11 protein-coding genes and 2 pseudogenes are annotated in these 14,151 nt (G+C 36.8%); 5 read left to right on the forward strand and 8 right to left on the reverse strand.

The window, feature by feature from the left end:
* Position 1: 1 nt before the first annotated feature.
* The gene (locus QT327_RS24370; protein WP_013664589.1) at positions 2 to 517 is read left to right on the forward strand and encodes a gamma carbonic anhydrase family protein; all 516 of its coding nucleotides are present in this window, start codon (positions 2 to 4) and stop codon (positions 515 to 517) included.
* Here QT327_RS24370 and QT327_RS24375 read toward each other — a convergent pair.
* The 6 genes from QT327_RS24375 to dusB all read right to left on the reverse strand — a co-directional run bounded on the left by QT327_RS24375 (position 495) and on the right by dusB (position 7,729).
* The gene (locus QT327_RS24375) at positions 495 to 1,262 is read right to left on the reverse strand and encodes a hypothetical protein (RefSeq protein ID WP_289554206.1); all 768 of its coding nucleotides are present in this window, start codon (positions 1,260 to 1,262) and stop codon (positions 495 to 497) included. The two genes, QT327_RS24370 and QT327_RS24375, sit on opposite strands and share 23 nt — an antisense overlap.
* 110 nt (positions 1,263 to 1,372) lie before the next feature.
* The gene (locus QT327_RS24380) at positions 1,373 to 2,200 is read right to left on the reverse strand and encodes an Ig-like domain-containing domain (RefSeq protein ID WP_289554207.1); all 828 of its coding nucleotides are present in this window, start codon (positions 2,198 to 2,200) and stop codon (positions 1,373 to 1,375) included.
* A 74-nt stretch (positions 2,201 to 2,274) separates the two neighbouring features.
* Positions 2,275 to 4,137 carry a tRNA uridine-5-carboxymethylaminomethyl(34) synthesis enzyme MnmG gene (gene mnmG / locus QT327_RS24385; protein WP_289554208.1) on the reverse strand — a complete coding sequence of 621 codons (1,863 nt, stop codon included), beginning with the start codon at positions 4,135 to 4,137 and terminating at the stop codon, positions 2,275 to 2,277.
* Positions 4,138 to 4,187: 50 nt separating this feature from the next.
* Entirely contained in the window at positions 4,188 to 6,029 is a 1,842-nt protein-coding gene (locus QT327_RS24390) for an ABC-F family ATP-binding cassette domain-containing protein (protein ID WP_130854627.1), read from the reverse strand.
* Positions 6,030 to 6,266: 237 nt separating this feature from the next.
* Positions 6,267 to 6,653: a Co2+/Mg2+ efflux facilitator ApaG/CorD gene (gene apaG / locus QT327_RS24395; RefSeq protein ID WP_013664593.1), complete on the reverse strand. Its 387-nt coding sequence runs from the start codon at positions 6,651 to 6,653 to the stop codon at positions 6,267 to 6,269.
* 74 nt (positions 6,654 to 6,727) lie between these two features.
* Positions 6,728 to 7,729: a tRNA dihydrouridine synthase DusB gene (gene dusB, locus QT327_RS24400; protein ID WP_130854626.1), complete on the reverse strand. Its 1,002-nt coding sequence runs from the start codon at positions 7,727 to 7,729 to the stop codon at positions 6,728 to 6,730.
* Between the two features lie 130 nt (positions 7,730 to 7,859).
* Here dusB and QT327_RS24405 point away from each other — a divergent pair, with 130 nt between their 5' ends.
* Entirely contained in the window at positions 7,860 to 8,795 is a 936-nt protein-coding gene (locus QT327_RS24405) for a CPBP family intramembrane glutamic endopeptidase (protein WP_130854625.1), read from the forward strand.
* A 17-nt stretch (positions 8,796 to 8,812) separates the two neighbouring features.
* Complete coding sequence (locus QT327_RS24410) at positions 8,813 to 9,613, forward strand: phosphatidate cytidylyltransferase (protein ID WP_130854624.1); 801 nt, start codon at positions 8,813 to 8,815, stop codon at positions 9,611 to 9,613.
* A gap of 82 nt (positions 9,614 to 9,695) precedes the next feature.
* Here the strand turns inward: QT327_RS24410 and hisS are convergent, their stop codons facing one another.
* Positions 9,696 to 11,087 carry a histidine--tRNA ligase gene (hisS, locus tag QT327_RS24415; RefSeq protein WP_013664597.1) on the reverse strand — a complete coding sequence of 464 codons (1,392 nt, stop codon included), beginning with the start codon at positions 11,085 to 11,087 and terminating at the stop codon, positions 9,696 to 9,698.
* Between the two features lie 211 nt (positions 11,088 to 11,298).
* Here hisS and QT327_RS24420 point away from each other — a divergent pair.
* Both QT327_RS24420 and QT327_RS24425 read left to right on the forward strand, forming a co-directional pair.
* A pseudogene (locus tag QT327_RS24420) lies at positions 11,299 to 11,771 on the forward strand (DUF2911 domain-containing protein).
* Between the two features lie 552 nt (positions 11,772 to 12,323).
* Positions 12,324 to 12,776: pseudogene (locus QT327_RS24425) on the forward strand (Lrp/AsnC ligand binding domain-containing protein); the annotation flags it as partial.
* Positions 12,777 to 13,080: 304 nt separating this feature from the next.
* Here the strand turns inward: QT327_RS24425 and QT327_RS24430 are convergent.
* The gene (locus tag QT327_RS24430) at positions 13,081 to 14,064 is read right to left on the reverse strand and encodes a pyruvate dehydrogenase complex E1 component subunit beta (RefSeq protein WP_013664600.1); all 984 of its coding nucleotides are present in this window, start codon (positions 14,062 to 14,064) and stop codon (positions 13,081 to 13,083) included.
* Between the last annotated feature and the right edge of the window lie 87 nt (positions 14,065 to 14,151).

Raw genomic sequence — 14,151 nt, forward strand, 5'->3', positions numbered from 1 at the left:
TATGGCATTAATAAAGGCTGTTTTAAGTAAGACTCCAAGCATTGGCGTTGATACATTTATTGCAGAGAACGCCACCATAGTTGGTAATGTAACGATAGGGAATCATTGTTCTGTATGGTTCAATGCGGTTATAAGAGGGGATGTAAATTATATTAGAATAGGCGATTATTCAAATATACAGGATGGTGTGGTGATTCACGGTACTTATTTAAAGAATGGAACGGATATAGGAAGTTATGTGAATGTAGGACATAATGCTATAGTTCATGGCTGTACGTTAAGGGATCATTGTTTGGTGGGAATGGGGGCAATTGTGATGGACAAGGCGGTTATTGAGGAATATGTAATTGTAGCGGCGGGAGCGGTTGTTTTGGAAAACATGGTGTGTGAAAGTGGTTTTTTATACGCTGGTGTACCTGCAAAAAAGATTAAGCCCTTAACAGCCGAACAAAGGACCTTGTTAGATAAATTGCCACACAATTATGTGCTATATGCTAGTTGGTTTGGGGTGGATTAGCTTCCATCGACTTATCTTCACTCGGTATATCGATGACTTCCTCTTGTTCCCAATTAGGTCTAACCGTGATTGGTTTACTATGATACCAAACCTTTTCAGGCTGTGTACGCTTTTCTACATCAGCTGGGTCCCATTTATTATTTCGATTTATATCATAAACGATTCTAATTAAGTACTTCCCACCCGGAAATTGCTTGAAGACGAGGCGATCGGATTTCCGAATGGCAGTTGAGAGAAAGATATTTTCCTTCTTTTCGTTTGTTATCTGAACGAGGTATTGATTTCCAATGGTATCAGGTACATTTAATTTTAGAATAACGTCTCCAAAATTTTCCGTTTCGTCCAGTGTAAACTTTCGCTTTACAGCCTTTGATTTTTCACCAAAATGGCCTTGAAACGCATTCTCTTTTAGATCCAATTCATAGTTTCGTTTAGGGCGCCAATTGTACCGTATAATGTACGATCTATTACTGCTGGTATCTTTTACTAGTTGGAAGTTAGTACGTGAAACGGAATCTTCCGTAAGTATTATGTTTTGTTTGTCAAACGACTTTATGGGAGCGGTGCTGTTTAATATGATGTGTTTTATTTTGTTAACCTTCTGGCTATTGATATTATCGGTAATAATGAGATCCCGATCGTACTTTTCATTTTTGCTTCGGCGAATGGTCGTTGAATCTAAGACCTGATTGTTTTCGGTAATACGTACTTTTAAAGAATCGAAGGTTAATTCACTTAGCCACATCGAAGCGCTATCCCGTGTAGAACTATAATTTACAATTTTATCCTGATCTAAGGAGTTTGGGCTAAGGACCTCAATATCGGGGTTTGTTATAGGTCTATTAAAAATGAAATTTATCGTACCATTTTTTCAATTTTACGGTCGAGCAGTCTGAAAGTTGTTGGAACAGGTTTAGATATCGCTAAACGAATATTACTAGTGTCCTTGTTCAATAAGAAGGAGTCAGTTAAAAAGCCAATTTCCTCGTCTGTTCCGTTAAATATACGATCATTATTTTTTTCTTTTAGAGCATAAATGCGATATGTATCTTCTTTTAGATTGTGAATCTTGAAATTGCCTGCTGAATCGGTAAGCGTAAAAATATTCGCTTTTCTCTTACCGAATATTGAATCTTGCCGGGTAGGTATAAGCATAACCGTCACCTCCTTTTCCTTTTCTAAAGTAAGTGCGTTGCTGACATTACCTGATATATTAAGTGAATCTATTTGATCGCCAGTAGCAAAGACATAGCTGTAATTTAGTAAAGGATTTCCCTCGTTATAATCCCCGAGGGCTTTTCCAAAGTTTATGGTGTATGTTGTTTTTTCTTCCAGGGTATCAGGTAAGGTAATGACTAAGGATTTCTTCTTTATTTTATAAATTGGAATTTTATCCATATCAGGCGTTACACTGATTTCTTTCAGTTCGTTCTGAAGTTTAACAAATTCGTCAAACTCGATAACGATTTCTTTGGATTTAAAATTTCTGCTGAGGTTGATAGGCGTTTCTTTTAAAACTTTTGGAGGAATGCTATCCTTTGGCCCTCCCATCGGTTGCTGTATGCTTGCACAATGCGTATTGAATAATAAAGTGACGAAAAGAATGAGTAAAATAAGGTAATTTGTATTTAAGCTTATTTTTAAGCCTTTTAACACGTTTTTCTTCTTTTTGGAGATTAGCATCGTTTTTTAAAAGATAATGTCTCTTATCGCTTTATTTAATTTTTATATAACGTATTGATATTCAATATTTTATATTAATTTGACATATGAACCATAAGAACACTAACGTCAGCTGGTGATACGCCGGAAATTCGAGAGGCTTGACCGAGCGTTCTCGGTTTTATCTTTATAAGTTTTTCCCGAGCTTCTTTTGAAAGGGATATCAGTTGATTATAATCAAAATGCGGATTAATTTCTTTATCCTCCATTTTCTTCATTTTATTTACAATCTCAATTTCTTTATCGAAGTAGCTATCGTATTTTACCTTTATTTCGGCCTGTTCTATTATTTCCTCGGAAAAATCAGCGAGCAAGTCCTTTAAGCTACTATTTGCTTCAGCTAAATTCCAGATATTTACCTGAGGTCGAGCAAGGACATTGAACATTTTTATATTTTGGGTGAGTGGACTGGAAGATAATTTTTCCAATATTGGATTCATTTTAGAAGCTTCAACAGACGTTTTGCGAAGGTACTCTACTATCTCATCAGACTTGCTAATTTTAGTTTTCACTTTATCTAAGGCCTCTTCCGAAGCTAAACCAAGTTGATGGGCCAATGGTGTTAGTCGAATATCAGCATTGTCCTGTCTTAAAAGTAATCGATGCTCTGCTCGAGAAGTAAACATACGATAAGGTTCTTCTGTACCTTTTGTCACTAAGTCATCAATCAAAACACCTATATAAGACTCTGATCTTTTAAGTATAAGTTCATGTAGATCGTTAATTCGTTGATGCGCATTTATACCGGCAATGAGGCCTTGACTTGCTGCCTCTTCATAGCCGGTGGTGCCATTAATTTGCCCTGCAAAAAATAGGTTTTTTACCTTTTTTGTTTCAAGTGTTAAATCCAATTGCATTGGCGGAAAATAGTCGTATTCAATCGCATACCCAGGTCTAAACATTTTGGCATTTTCAAAACCTGGAATTTGCCTCAAAGCTTTGAATTGTACATCTTCAGGCAGTGATGTGGAAAAGCCGTTAACATAGATCTCGTGGGTTCTCCATCCCTCGGGTTCAACAAAAATTTGATGTCTATCACGTTCTGCAAAGCGATTTATTTTGTCTTCTATAGAAGGACAATACCGAGGGCCCAATCCTTTAATTCTGCCAGTGAACATCGGTGATTTTTCAAAGCCTTCTTTTAAGGTATCATGAACATTGGTATTCGTATAGGTGATCCAACAGCAGCGTTGCTCTTGAGGTAAATCAATGGATTGATAAGAGAAGCGACCTCTTTTCTCGTCTCCCCACTGCTCTTCCATTTTGGTATAGTCGAGCGTTCTTCCATCTACACGAGGAGGTGTTCCCGTTTTCATGCGACCAGACTCAAAGCCAATTGAGATGAGTTGCTCGGTTAGTCCAGTGGCGGCCTTCTCGCCCGTTCTACCTCCACCAAATTTTTTTTCACCGATATGAATAATACCATTTAGAAAAGTGCCATTCGTTAATACAACTGCATCCGCTTCGATTCGTATTCCCAGTGACGTAATAACACCTTTTGCTCGTCCTTGATCTACAATAATTTCTTTAACGGTATCTTGCCAAAAGTCTATGTTTGATAATGATTCCAATTGGAGTCGCCATTCTTCAGCAAAACGCATTCGGTCGTTTTGCGACCGCGGGCTCCACATGGCCGGACCTTTAGATAAATTCAACATTCTAAATTGAATGGTGGTTTTATCAGCGATTATCCCGGAATAACCACCTAGCGCATCTATTTCGCGAACTATTTGACCTTTAGCAACACCTCCCATGGCAGGATTACAACTCATTTGAGCAATTGTACCCATATTCATAGTAATGAGTAGCACTTTTGATCCTAAGTTAGCAGCCGCTGCCGCCGCCTCGCATCCGGCATGGCCGGCACCTACAACAATAACATTATATTTTGAAAACATAACTCGTCGTGTTTCACGTGAAACATTTTATTATGTTTCACGTGAAACGTTTATATTAATTCTCCTAATTCTATCCAGCGAACACTCTTTTCTTCTAGATCGTTATTTAGTACTTCTAGTTCTTTCGAAAGTATCGTAATAAGTTGATGATCTGTAGTAGATAGCAATTGTTCGGTTTTTTCTTTAATTGTAAATTCTATATGTGCAATTTCCTGCTCTAAAATCTCAAATTCTCGTTTCTCTTTAAAAGATAACTTGACCTTATCTTTTTTAGGTTCAGTAGTGTTTGATGTTTTTGTTTCTTTCTTTACTGGGTTTTCCTCTAGTTTGAAATCCGAATAATTTCCATTATAGATTCTTATTGGCTGTTCTTGCTGAAAAATGAATAATTGATCGGTAAGTTTATCAATAAGGAAGCGATCATGTGAAACAAGAAGTAAGACTCCCGTATAATTTTCTAAAAAATTTTCTAAAACATTTAGGGTATCGATATCTAAATCGTTGGTTGGTTCGTCCAGTATAAGAAAGTTGGGATTCTTGATAAGAACACGCATTAATTGAAGCCGCTTCTTTTCGCCGCCACTTAGTTTTTCAACTAAATTGTATTGCTTTTCGGGAGTAAAAAGAAAATGAGTTAAGAGCTGAGATGCAGTAATGGTCTCCCCTTTTCCGGTTGTGATGTATTCAGCTACTTCTTTGACAACATCAATTACTCGTTGCTTTTCGGTGAAATTTAATCCGCCCTGCTTATAATAACCGAAAACAGTTGTTTCCCCTGTGATGATTTCACCACTGTCAGGTAACTCTTGACCGGTAATTAAATTGAGAAAGGTAGATTTACCGCTACCGTTTTTTCCTGCTAAACCGATCCGATCTCCTTTCTTGAAAATGTAAGAAAAATTATCAACTATGGTATGCTTTCCGAATGACTTATTAATATGATTCAGCTCTAATATTTTATTACCTTGTCTACTTAATTTAATGTCTAAACGAAGGCTGTCCTTTCTCTTATCACTTTTTGTTTTTTCCTCCAAATCGTAGAATGCATCAATTCTTGCTTTTGACTTGGTACCGCGTGCCTTGGGTTGGCGACGCATCCATTCAAGTTCCTTTCTTAATAAGTTTTTATTTTTCTCTAGAGATGCCGTGTCGGATATTTCGCGTTCTGCCTTTTTTTCTAAGAAATACCCGTAGTTGCCTTTATAAGAATAAAGGTTTCCTTCATTAAGCTCCTTTATTTCGGTGCAGATATTGTCTAGAAAATAGCGGTCGTGCGTTACGAATATAATAGTTTTCTGTCCGATCGTTAGCAAATTTTCCAACCACTCAATTGTTTCAATGTCTAAATGGTTGGTTGGTTCATCTAATATATATACGTCCGGTTCGTCTATTAATAACTTGGCTAAAGACAGTCTTTTTCTTTGTCCACCTGAAAGTTTGTTGATTGGTTGTTCTAAATCAACAATACCCATTCTATTCAAAATGGTCTTAATATTATTTTCAAAATTCCAGGCATCTTTAATGGTAAGTATATCTGCCAATTCCTGTAGACGGGGATTACTCGTTTGCTCTGTTCGTATAAGAAAATCATACTCCTTTATGAATTGCTGGATATCGTTGTCTATGCTATAAATAAAATCTGACACTAGTGTCAGATTTTCAAAGGAAGGTTCTTGTTCGAGATAGCCTATTTTCAGATCTTTGGTTTTTACTACTTTTCCTTCGATAGGGATCGTCTTTCCGCTAAGGATTTTTAACAAGGTAGATTTGCCCGTTCCGTTAATGCCGACAAGCGCCACCCTATCCCCCTTCTGCAAACCAAAAGTGAGGTCCTTAAATAGCCATCGATCACCAAAGGTATGGCTTATACGCTCTACTGATAATATACTCAAATTATAATATTGTTATTTGTTATATGTAAATATTTATTTTACAAGTAGTTATGTATTAAAATGCTAATCTTATGTTGGCCACCATCTTTTACCATAACTACCAAGCTTGACAGTTCTTGAAGTTATTTATCATACTAAATTGCGCCTAGCCACACGCATTGGGACTAACTATCAAAGAATACCTAAATTTTTGTAAAATTAAGTAATATCTGTCAATAGAAGGGGGTATTGAATATATTAATTGAGCTTATGGTCGGGAATTAAATGGAATTTAGGAATGACTACATCAAATACCGCTCCGTCTATTTCCCTCAACATTTGATAGCTGCCCTGCATACTGCCCATGTCGCTCTTCAAGTTGCATCCTGATACATATTCATACCGTTCTCCAGGCGCAATGAGCGGTTGCTGGCCAATTACTCCTTCACCTTCTACTTCTCTATGTGTTCCATTTGAGTCAAATATAAACCAGTGTCTTCTTAATAATTGAACATTGTAGTCGCTCATATTTTCTATGGTGATTTTATAAGCAAACATGAAATGTTCGTTTTCCGGATTGGAATACTCCGGTTGGTATATTGCCTCTACCGAAACTTTAACACCTTCAGTAATTTCAGTAACCATTCTTTTCTTATTTTGAGGCAATATAGGAAATGGAGAATTAAAATAGAAATACTCCGTTATCAATTTTTGTTCATTTATACATCAGTCGTGACGTCCGCGAACTGAAATGCTATCTCATCTAAAACTTCATTAATCTCCGGTACTTTATCTAGGCTTACTAGTTTCATTCTATATTCTTTGAAATTGGGAATACCTTTGAAATAGTTTGCGTAATGTCTTCTCATTTCGAATATACCTGTTTTCTCACCCTTCCATTCTATTGACTTTACGAAATGAGTCTTACACACATCCACTCGTTCTTTGATGGTAGGACCGTCAAGGTAGGTACCTGTTTCAAAAAAGTGCTTGATTTCGCGAAATATCCACGGATAACCGATAGAAGCTCTGCCAATCATGATACCGTCAATTTCATATTCTAAACGCCAAGCAGCGGCCTTTTCAACGCTATCTACGTCCCCGTTACCGAAAATAGGGATATGTATACGCGGATTTTTTTTTACCTTTTTGATCAAACTCCAGTCAGCATTTCCTTTGTACATTTGTGATCGTGTCCTCCCGTGTATACTAAGCGCTTGAATTCCAATATCTTGTAGTCTTTCCGCTACCTCATAGATATTCTTGGTATGATCGTCCCATCCAAGTCTTGTTTTCACGGTTACCGGTAAATGCGTTGCATTAACTACGGCTTTGGTCATTGCTACCATCTTATCAATGTCTTGCAATAAACTTGCCCCCGCCCCTCTACAAGCTACATTTTTAACCGGGCAGCCATAATTAATGTCAATGAGATCCGGTTTGGCTAAAGTGGCTATTTCAGTAGCTTCTTCCATACTTTTGATATCACTGCCAAAAATTTGAATACCGATGGGGCGTTCATATTCGAAAATATCTAACTTCTGCTTACTTTTAGCCGCATGTCTAATCAGTCCTTCGGAAGAGATAAATTCGGTATACATCATATCTACCCCATTCTGTTTACATACATACCTAAAGGGCGGATCACTCACATCTTCCATTGGAGCAAGCAGCAACGGAAAGGCTCCTAAATCAATATTATTTCCTATCTTGACAGACATTATCTATATTCAACTCAATCATTAAAATAATTTCCTCTACAAAATAAGCTCTTAAAGGCAGAGGAGAGACCGATAATTCCTTTTATATGCAACGCGATTATATTGCATATAAAAGGCAATTTATCTAAGTTTGCAAAAATATAAAAAATTGAGTGCTTATCCTTATAATCGTTCTGATAATCATCCAAGTATGTCTTTTCTTTACTTACTCATTACGGTATTGCTTTCTGCCACCGTTTTCAGTTTAGTGGGGGTGTTTATTGGTTTTTTACTTTTTGGGCGTGATGTTTTGCAAATAGGAGCCAAGGGTTTTACCGGATTAACAGCGGATGAGTTAAACTTTATCAGTATATCACAGATTTTTTCAGCGATAGGAACATTTGTGGTTCCATCCCTGTTGCTTAATCGAATAGAAAAGAACAACCGACCGTATTTTGATTTATCCTTTAAGCCTAATGTTAAGCTCTATGCATTGGTTTTATTATTAATGGTGGTGTTTTCACCCTTTTTTGAAATAACAATCTTATTGAACGAGCAAATGCATCTTCCGGATTTTATGAAGAATATCGAACAATGGATGCGCGCGAAAGAAGATGAAACCGGGGCTTTGACGAATGCCTTTTTATCCCGCAAATCTTTCACCGGGTTGATTATTAACATCTTCATGATCGGAATTTTAGCAGCCGTTGGTGAGGAGTTTTTATTCCGAGGATGCTTACAGAACATTTTTATTAAGTGGATCGGGAAGCCGCATATGGCGATATGGCTAACGGCAGCCATATTTAGCGCAATCCACGTTCAATTTTATGGATTTCTGCCCCGAATGTTAATCGGTGCTTTATGTGGATATTTATACTTTTGGGGACGAAGTATCTGGCTTCCGGTAACAGCGCACTTTATTAATAATGTATCAGCTATTCTTATTGCCTATTATCTTGTTAAATCAAACAAGCCTTTGGATTCACTATCATTTGAACTTAATCAGTGGCCTTTGGCGATCGCCAGCTTATTTGCGGGTATCTTCGTTCTGTATTTCTATAGACGAAAAGCGAAGCAAATAAATTAAAAATCATTATTACTCACATGAAAACGCGCGCAATAACAGGTTTTTTCTTCGTTTTAGTTATGCTGGCATCTGTACTTTCAGGGGCTTATGCATTTAGTATATTCTTTATTGTTTTAGCCATTCTTAGCTTAATCGAATTTTATAGATTAATAGATAAAGAGGGTGTAAAACCTGATCGTTTGGGCGGTACCTTATTGGGAATAGTTCTTTTTATAATCGTGGCACTACTGGATTTAAATTTTGTAACGCCTTCTGCATTATTGTATTCTGTTCCTCTTTTAGCCTTTATTTACATGCGGGAGTTATATCGAAAAAACGAACGGCCTTTTTACAATATCGCACTTACTTTTTTAGGTGTTATCTATGCAGTAATTCCTTTCCTGTTTTTTTTCAGACTCGGATTCCTGGGAGGTCATTATGAATACTATCTTCCTATGTCGTTCTTGTTTATGCTTTGGGCAAATGATACCGGTGCATACCTTGTGGGTATGAAATTTGGTAAAACGAAGTTATTTGAACGACATTCGCCTAAGAAGACATGGGAGGGCTTTATTGGAGGTGTAGCTTTAAGTGTTGGTGTAAGTCTTATTTTACACCATTATTATGCCAATCTGGCTCGCTGGGAGTGGTGTGTGATAGCGGTTATAATTTCTGTATTCGGAACCTGGGGAGATTTAACGGAATCTATGTTGAAGAGAAGTTTTCAGGTAAAAGATTCCGGATCATTGTTGCCAGGACATGGTGGATTATTGGATCGATTTGACGGCTTGCTGTTGGCGGCGCCTTTAGTCTATTGTTTTTTGAAACTGGTTGCCTAAGCACGAGGTGTTCGCAGTCTCCATCGGGCCGATCATATTTCTGCCTGACTTCAAGACAGGCAGAAACAAGATGTGATACTTTTTAGTTTGGGTCAGCGGTGTTTATAAGATAGCTGAAGAGATCATCAGCTGCCATTTTTTCTTGCTCGCCCGTAATCATCTTTTTTATAGTTAACATACCGGAGGAGAGCTCTTCTGCCCCTATGAATATAACATAAGGAATCTTTTTCTGGTCGGCATAAGTTAGCTGCTTCTTAAGTTTTGCAGCTACTGGATAAAGCTCACTTGCTATTCCGTTTTTTCTTAAGGTTTGGAGTAGACTCAACGCATAATCTTCGGTAGACTGATCAAAGTTTGTTACCAACACCTGCGTTGTTTTTGTTGTACTCTCCGGAAATAGATCGAGTTCCAAGAGTACATCATAAATACGATCGGCTCCAAAAGATATTCCTACACCGGTGAGACCCGGTAAACCAAACATTCCGGTTAAGTCATCATACCTTCCGCCTCCGCCTATACTTCCCATAGAAACTTCGTTGGTTTTGACTTCAAAGATGCTTCCGGTATAATAGTTTAATCCCCTGGCAAGGGTAATATCAACTTCTATATAGGGCAATGCATTGGCATCTAATTTTTGCGCATAAGCCAGGACCATTTCAATTTCTTCGATTCCTTTTTGCCCCATTTCTGAACTTTTCAATACTTCCTTTAATGTGGCTAATTTATCGACATTGCTGCCTGATAAAGTAATAATAGGATCTAACATTGCAAGCTCTTCCGTTGAAAAGCCTTTAGCCGCTAGTTCTTGTTTTACACCTACCAATCCAATTTTATCCAACTTATCGATAGCTACGGTCATATCGATAAGTAGTTCGGGCTTTCCTATAATATCCGCAATGCCGGCCAGTAGTTTTCGGTTATTTAGTTTAATGACGAAGTCTTTTAGACCGAGGGATGACAGCGCTTCCTGGTATACAAGGATAAATTCCGCTTCATTTAACAAGCTTTCTGAGCCAACCACATCTGCATCACATTGATAGAATTCTCTATATCGACCTCTTTGTGGGCGATCTGCCCGCCAAACGGGCTGGATCTGGAAACGCTTAAAAGGCAATGTGATCTCATTTTGATGCATTACTACATATCTAGCGAAAGGGACCGTAAGATCGTAGCGTAAGGCTTTTTCAGCGATAAGGGGCGTAATCGAATTTGAATGAAGTGTTGCAAATTTTTCGGCGGATATTTTTGAAATGAAATCACCGGAATTGAGTATTTTAAATATGAGCTTATCCCCTTCCTCTCCATATTTACCGGTTAAGGTTTGCAAATTTTCAAACGAAGGGGTTTGTATTTCCTGATACCCATATTTCCTAAATACGTCTTTTATTGTATTGAAAATATAATTCCTTCTCTCCATTTCAAGTGGAGAAAAGTCACGTGTACCTTTTGCTAAAGATGGTTTAATTTGTGCCATGGCACAAACTTAGATAAAATTTTACTCTTTCAGATTGCTTAAAGCTATTAAGCGGAGGGGTTAACCAATAAAAAAGGAATTTTTTCTAATCAACCTACAAATCAAACGGAGCATACAAACAAAGCTTCAAAATAAATGTTTTATAGAGACATTATTATTTATCCATTAAATCATGAAAAGAAATTTAATTTTGGGTGCCATCCTATTATTTATGGGCCTAGGCGTTTATGCGCAACAAGATAAAAGTAAGCGCGCTAGTCCTCCTGACAGCCTTCGTATAACAACATCATCGGGAGTGACTATATCGATCAATTATAGCAGACCCTCTGTTAAAGGGAGAAAGGTGGGTGAGGATATTGCCCCGGTAGGAAAAATATGGCGGACAGGTGCTAATGAAGCAACAACTTTTGAAGTAAATAAAGACGTTACAATTGAAGGAAAAGCATTGAAGGCGGGCAAATATAGCTTACACAGCATACCGGGCGAACAAACTTCAACTATTATTTTTAACAAAGTATGGAAAAATGGGGACTCGATTACGATGAAAAGGAAGATGCATTACGTGTAGAGGTTCCGACGGAACAGAATAGCCAATCAGTAGAACAGTTTACCATATCGGGTTCTAAGGAGGGAAGGATAGAATTGATGTGGGGGACATATAAAATAGCTTTTACGGTAAAATAAGAGATTAAAGGATTAAATGACTTCCATGAAGTGGATGATTAATCGTTCATTTCATGGAAGTCATTTTTTATGGTGTGTATACGGACATCATGTAAGATAAGTACGACCTAATTTCCTTAAAACTTTTGTATAAATTTTATTAATAAAACGTATTATCAAATAAAAGGTTTAAAAAGTTTCTCGAATGAGAAAAAAACTCGTTATTTTTGACAAAATTTTTAAAATATAGGCATTCAATTAAAAAATATATATTTGGTATGGTGATATTTCGGGATAGGATGTTATTTTTTAAAAAGATGAAGCTCCTTTGGGAGAGGAGCTTCAACGCTAACCAATTATAAACCTATATTAAACTGAGGGGCAAAACCAGACAAAAGTTGAATTGTTTTTGATATCTTATCAATAACTTATTCCCTTCTGTTGATACAAACATAATAAAACTTCATAATATTTACCATATTTTTAATAAAATTTTTCATTTTTATAAATATTTTAAAAAATACCGTCAATAATTTATAAACATCAAAAAATCATGGAAAAAAGTCTCAATTTTTAGAACTTGATAACTTAGATACGCAGATTTTATCAATTTTGATGAACGATGCATCAGTTCCATACACTGAAATTGCAAAAAAGCTAGTAGTTTCAGGTGGAACGATTCACGTTCGCATGAAAAAAATGGAAGAACTTGGCATTATCAGAGGTTCTAATCTAATTATTAACCCTCAATCTATAGGATTTGATATATGTGCATTCTTGGGTATATATTTAGAGAAAGGATCTCAATATAAAACGGCTGTTGAACAGCTAAAAGAGGTTAAAGAAGTGGTAGAATTGCATTATTGTACAGGTCAATATAGCATGTTTGCAAAAATTATATGTAGAGATACCAATCATTTACGTCATGTTTTGAATGAAGACATACAAGCTATTAAAGGAATAGCAAGAACTGAGACAATTATATCGCTAGAAGAGAGCATAAAGAGACAAATTTCACTGATATAGTACAAAAAAGGTAGTAAAAATGAGTAAAATGCTATTATTTTATTATTTTTTATATTTTACCTGTTCTTTAATAGAAGCTTTATTACCGCTTTGTTGTTCTGTAGGAGGATATGATGTTTATTCAATTTTCTCTAAAATAAGCGCATATTTTTGGAAAGGGTGTAGTCGTTAAGCTAATTACCGGATTCAAACGAGGAGGAGAACGTTTAATTATCTCATTCGTATTTGTCATAGGTTTTAGGAAGATGGCACAAAAAAGCCTATCATTTAATGATAGGCTTTTTATTTAAGAGACGAATGTTTCTTATTTTACGTAAGAAACTTCTTTTACTGCGTTTATAATCTTTTTAATGCTAGGTAAAGCGGCTTCAATAAGCGTTGGTGCATATGGAAGAGGAACATCTGCAGAGGTAACACGAATAACCGGGGCATCTAAATAATCAAAAGCATTCTTTTGAACATTGAAAGCGATCTCTGATGAGATAGAGGCTAAAGGCCAAGCTTCTTCTACAATGACCAGGCGATTTGTCTTTTTTACCGATTCTATAATCGCTGCATAATCAATCGGACGCACGGTTCTTAAATCTAATAAATCGACGGAGATGCCATCTTTAGCCAACTCTTGGACAGCAGGTATTACGACCCGTGGAATCATCTTACCAAAAGATACAATGGTTACATCCGTTCCTTCTTGTATTTTATGTGCTTTTCCTAACTCTAAATAATATTCTTCTTCCGGAACCTCTCCTTTGTCTCCGTACATCACTTCTGACTCCATGAAAATTACAGGATCCGGATCAAGGATGGATTGCTTTAATAAACCTTTTGCGTCGTAGGGATTAGAAGGAACAACAACTTTTAATCCGGGACAGTTTGCATACCAATTCTCAAAATTCTGTGAGTGTTGCGCAGCTAATTGGCCTGCATTACCTGTTGGGCCCCTAAATACAATTGGACAGGAATATTGGCCGCCACTCATCGAGTGGATCTTTGCTGCACCATTGATCACTTGATCAATGGCTACCAATGAAAAGTTGAAGGTCATAAATTCTATGATCGGTTTTAGACCTTTCATAGCTGCTCCAATACCGATACCAGCAAAGCCTAATTCGGCAATAGGTGTATCGATAATACGCTTAGCTCCGAATTCGTCAAGCATGCCCTGACTTACTTTGTAGGCACCATTGTATTCAGCAACTTCTTCGCCCATCAAGAAAATTTTCTCGTCTTTGCGCATTTCTTCGACCATTGCCTCGCGAAGTGCTTCTCTGAACTGTATTTCTCTCATTAGATATAAGTAATGTATTTAAATCAATTTTTTGTACGCAAAAGTACTTTAAAAAACTGAAAATATGAAGTAAATGATCGCTAATTC

Source organism: Olivibacter sp. 47 (assembly GCF_030372825.1).
Classification (GTDB): Bacteria; Bacteroidota; Bacteroidia; order Sphingobacteriales; family Sphingobacteriaceae; genus Olivibacter; species Olivibacter oleidegradans.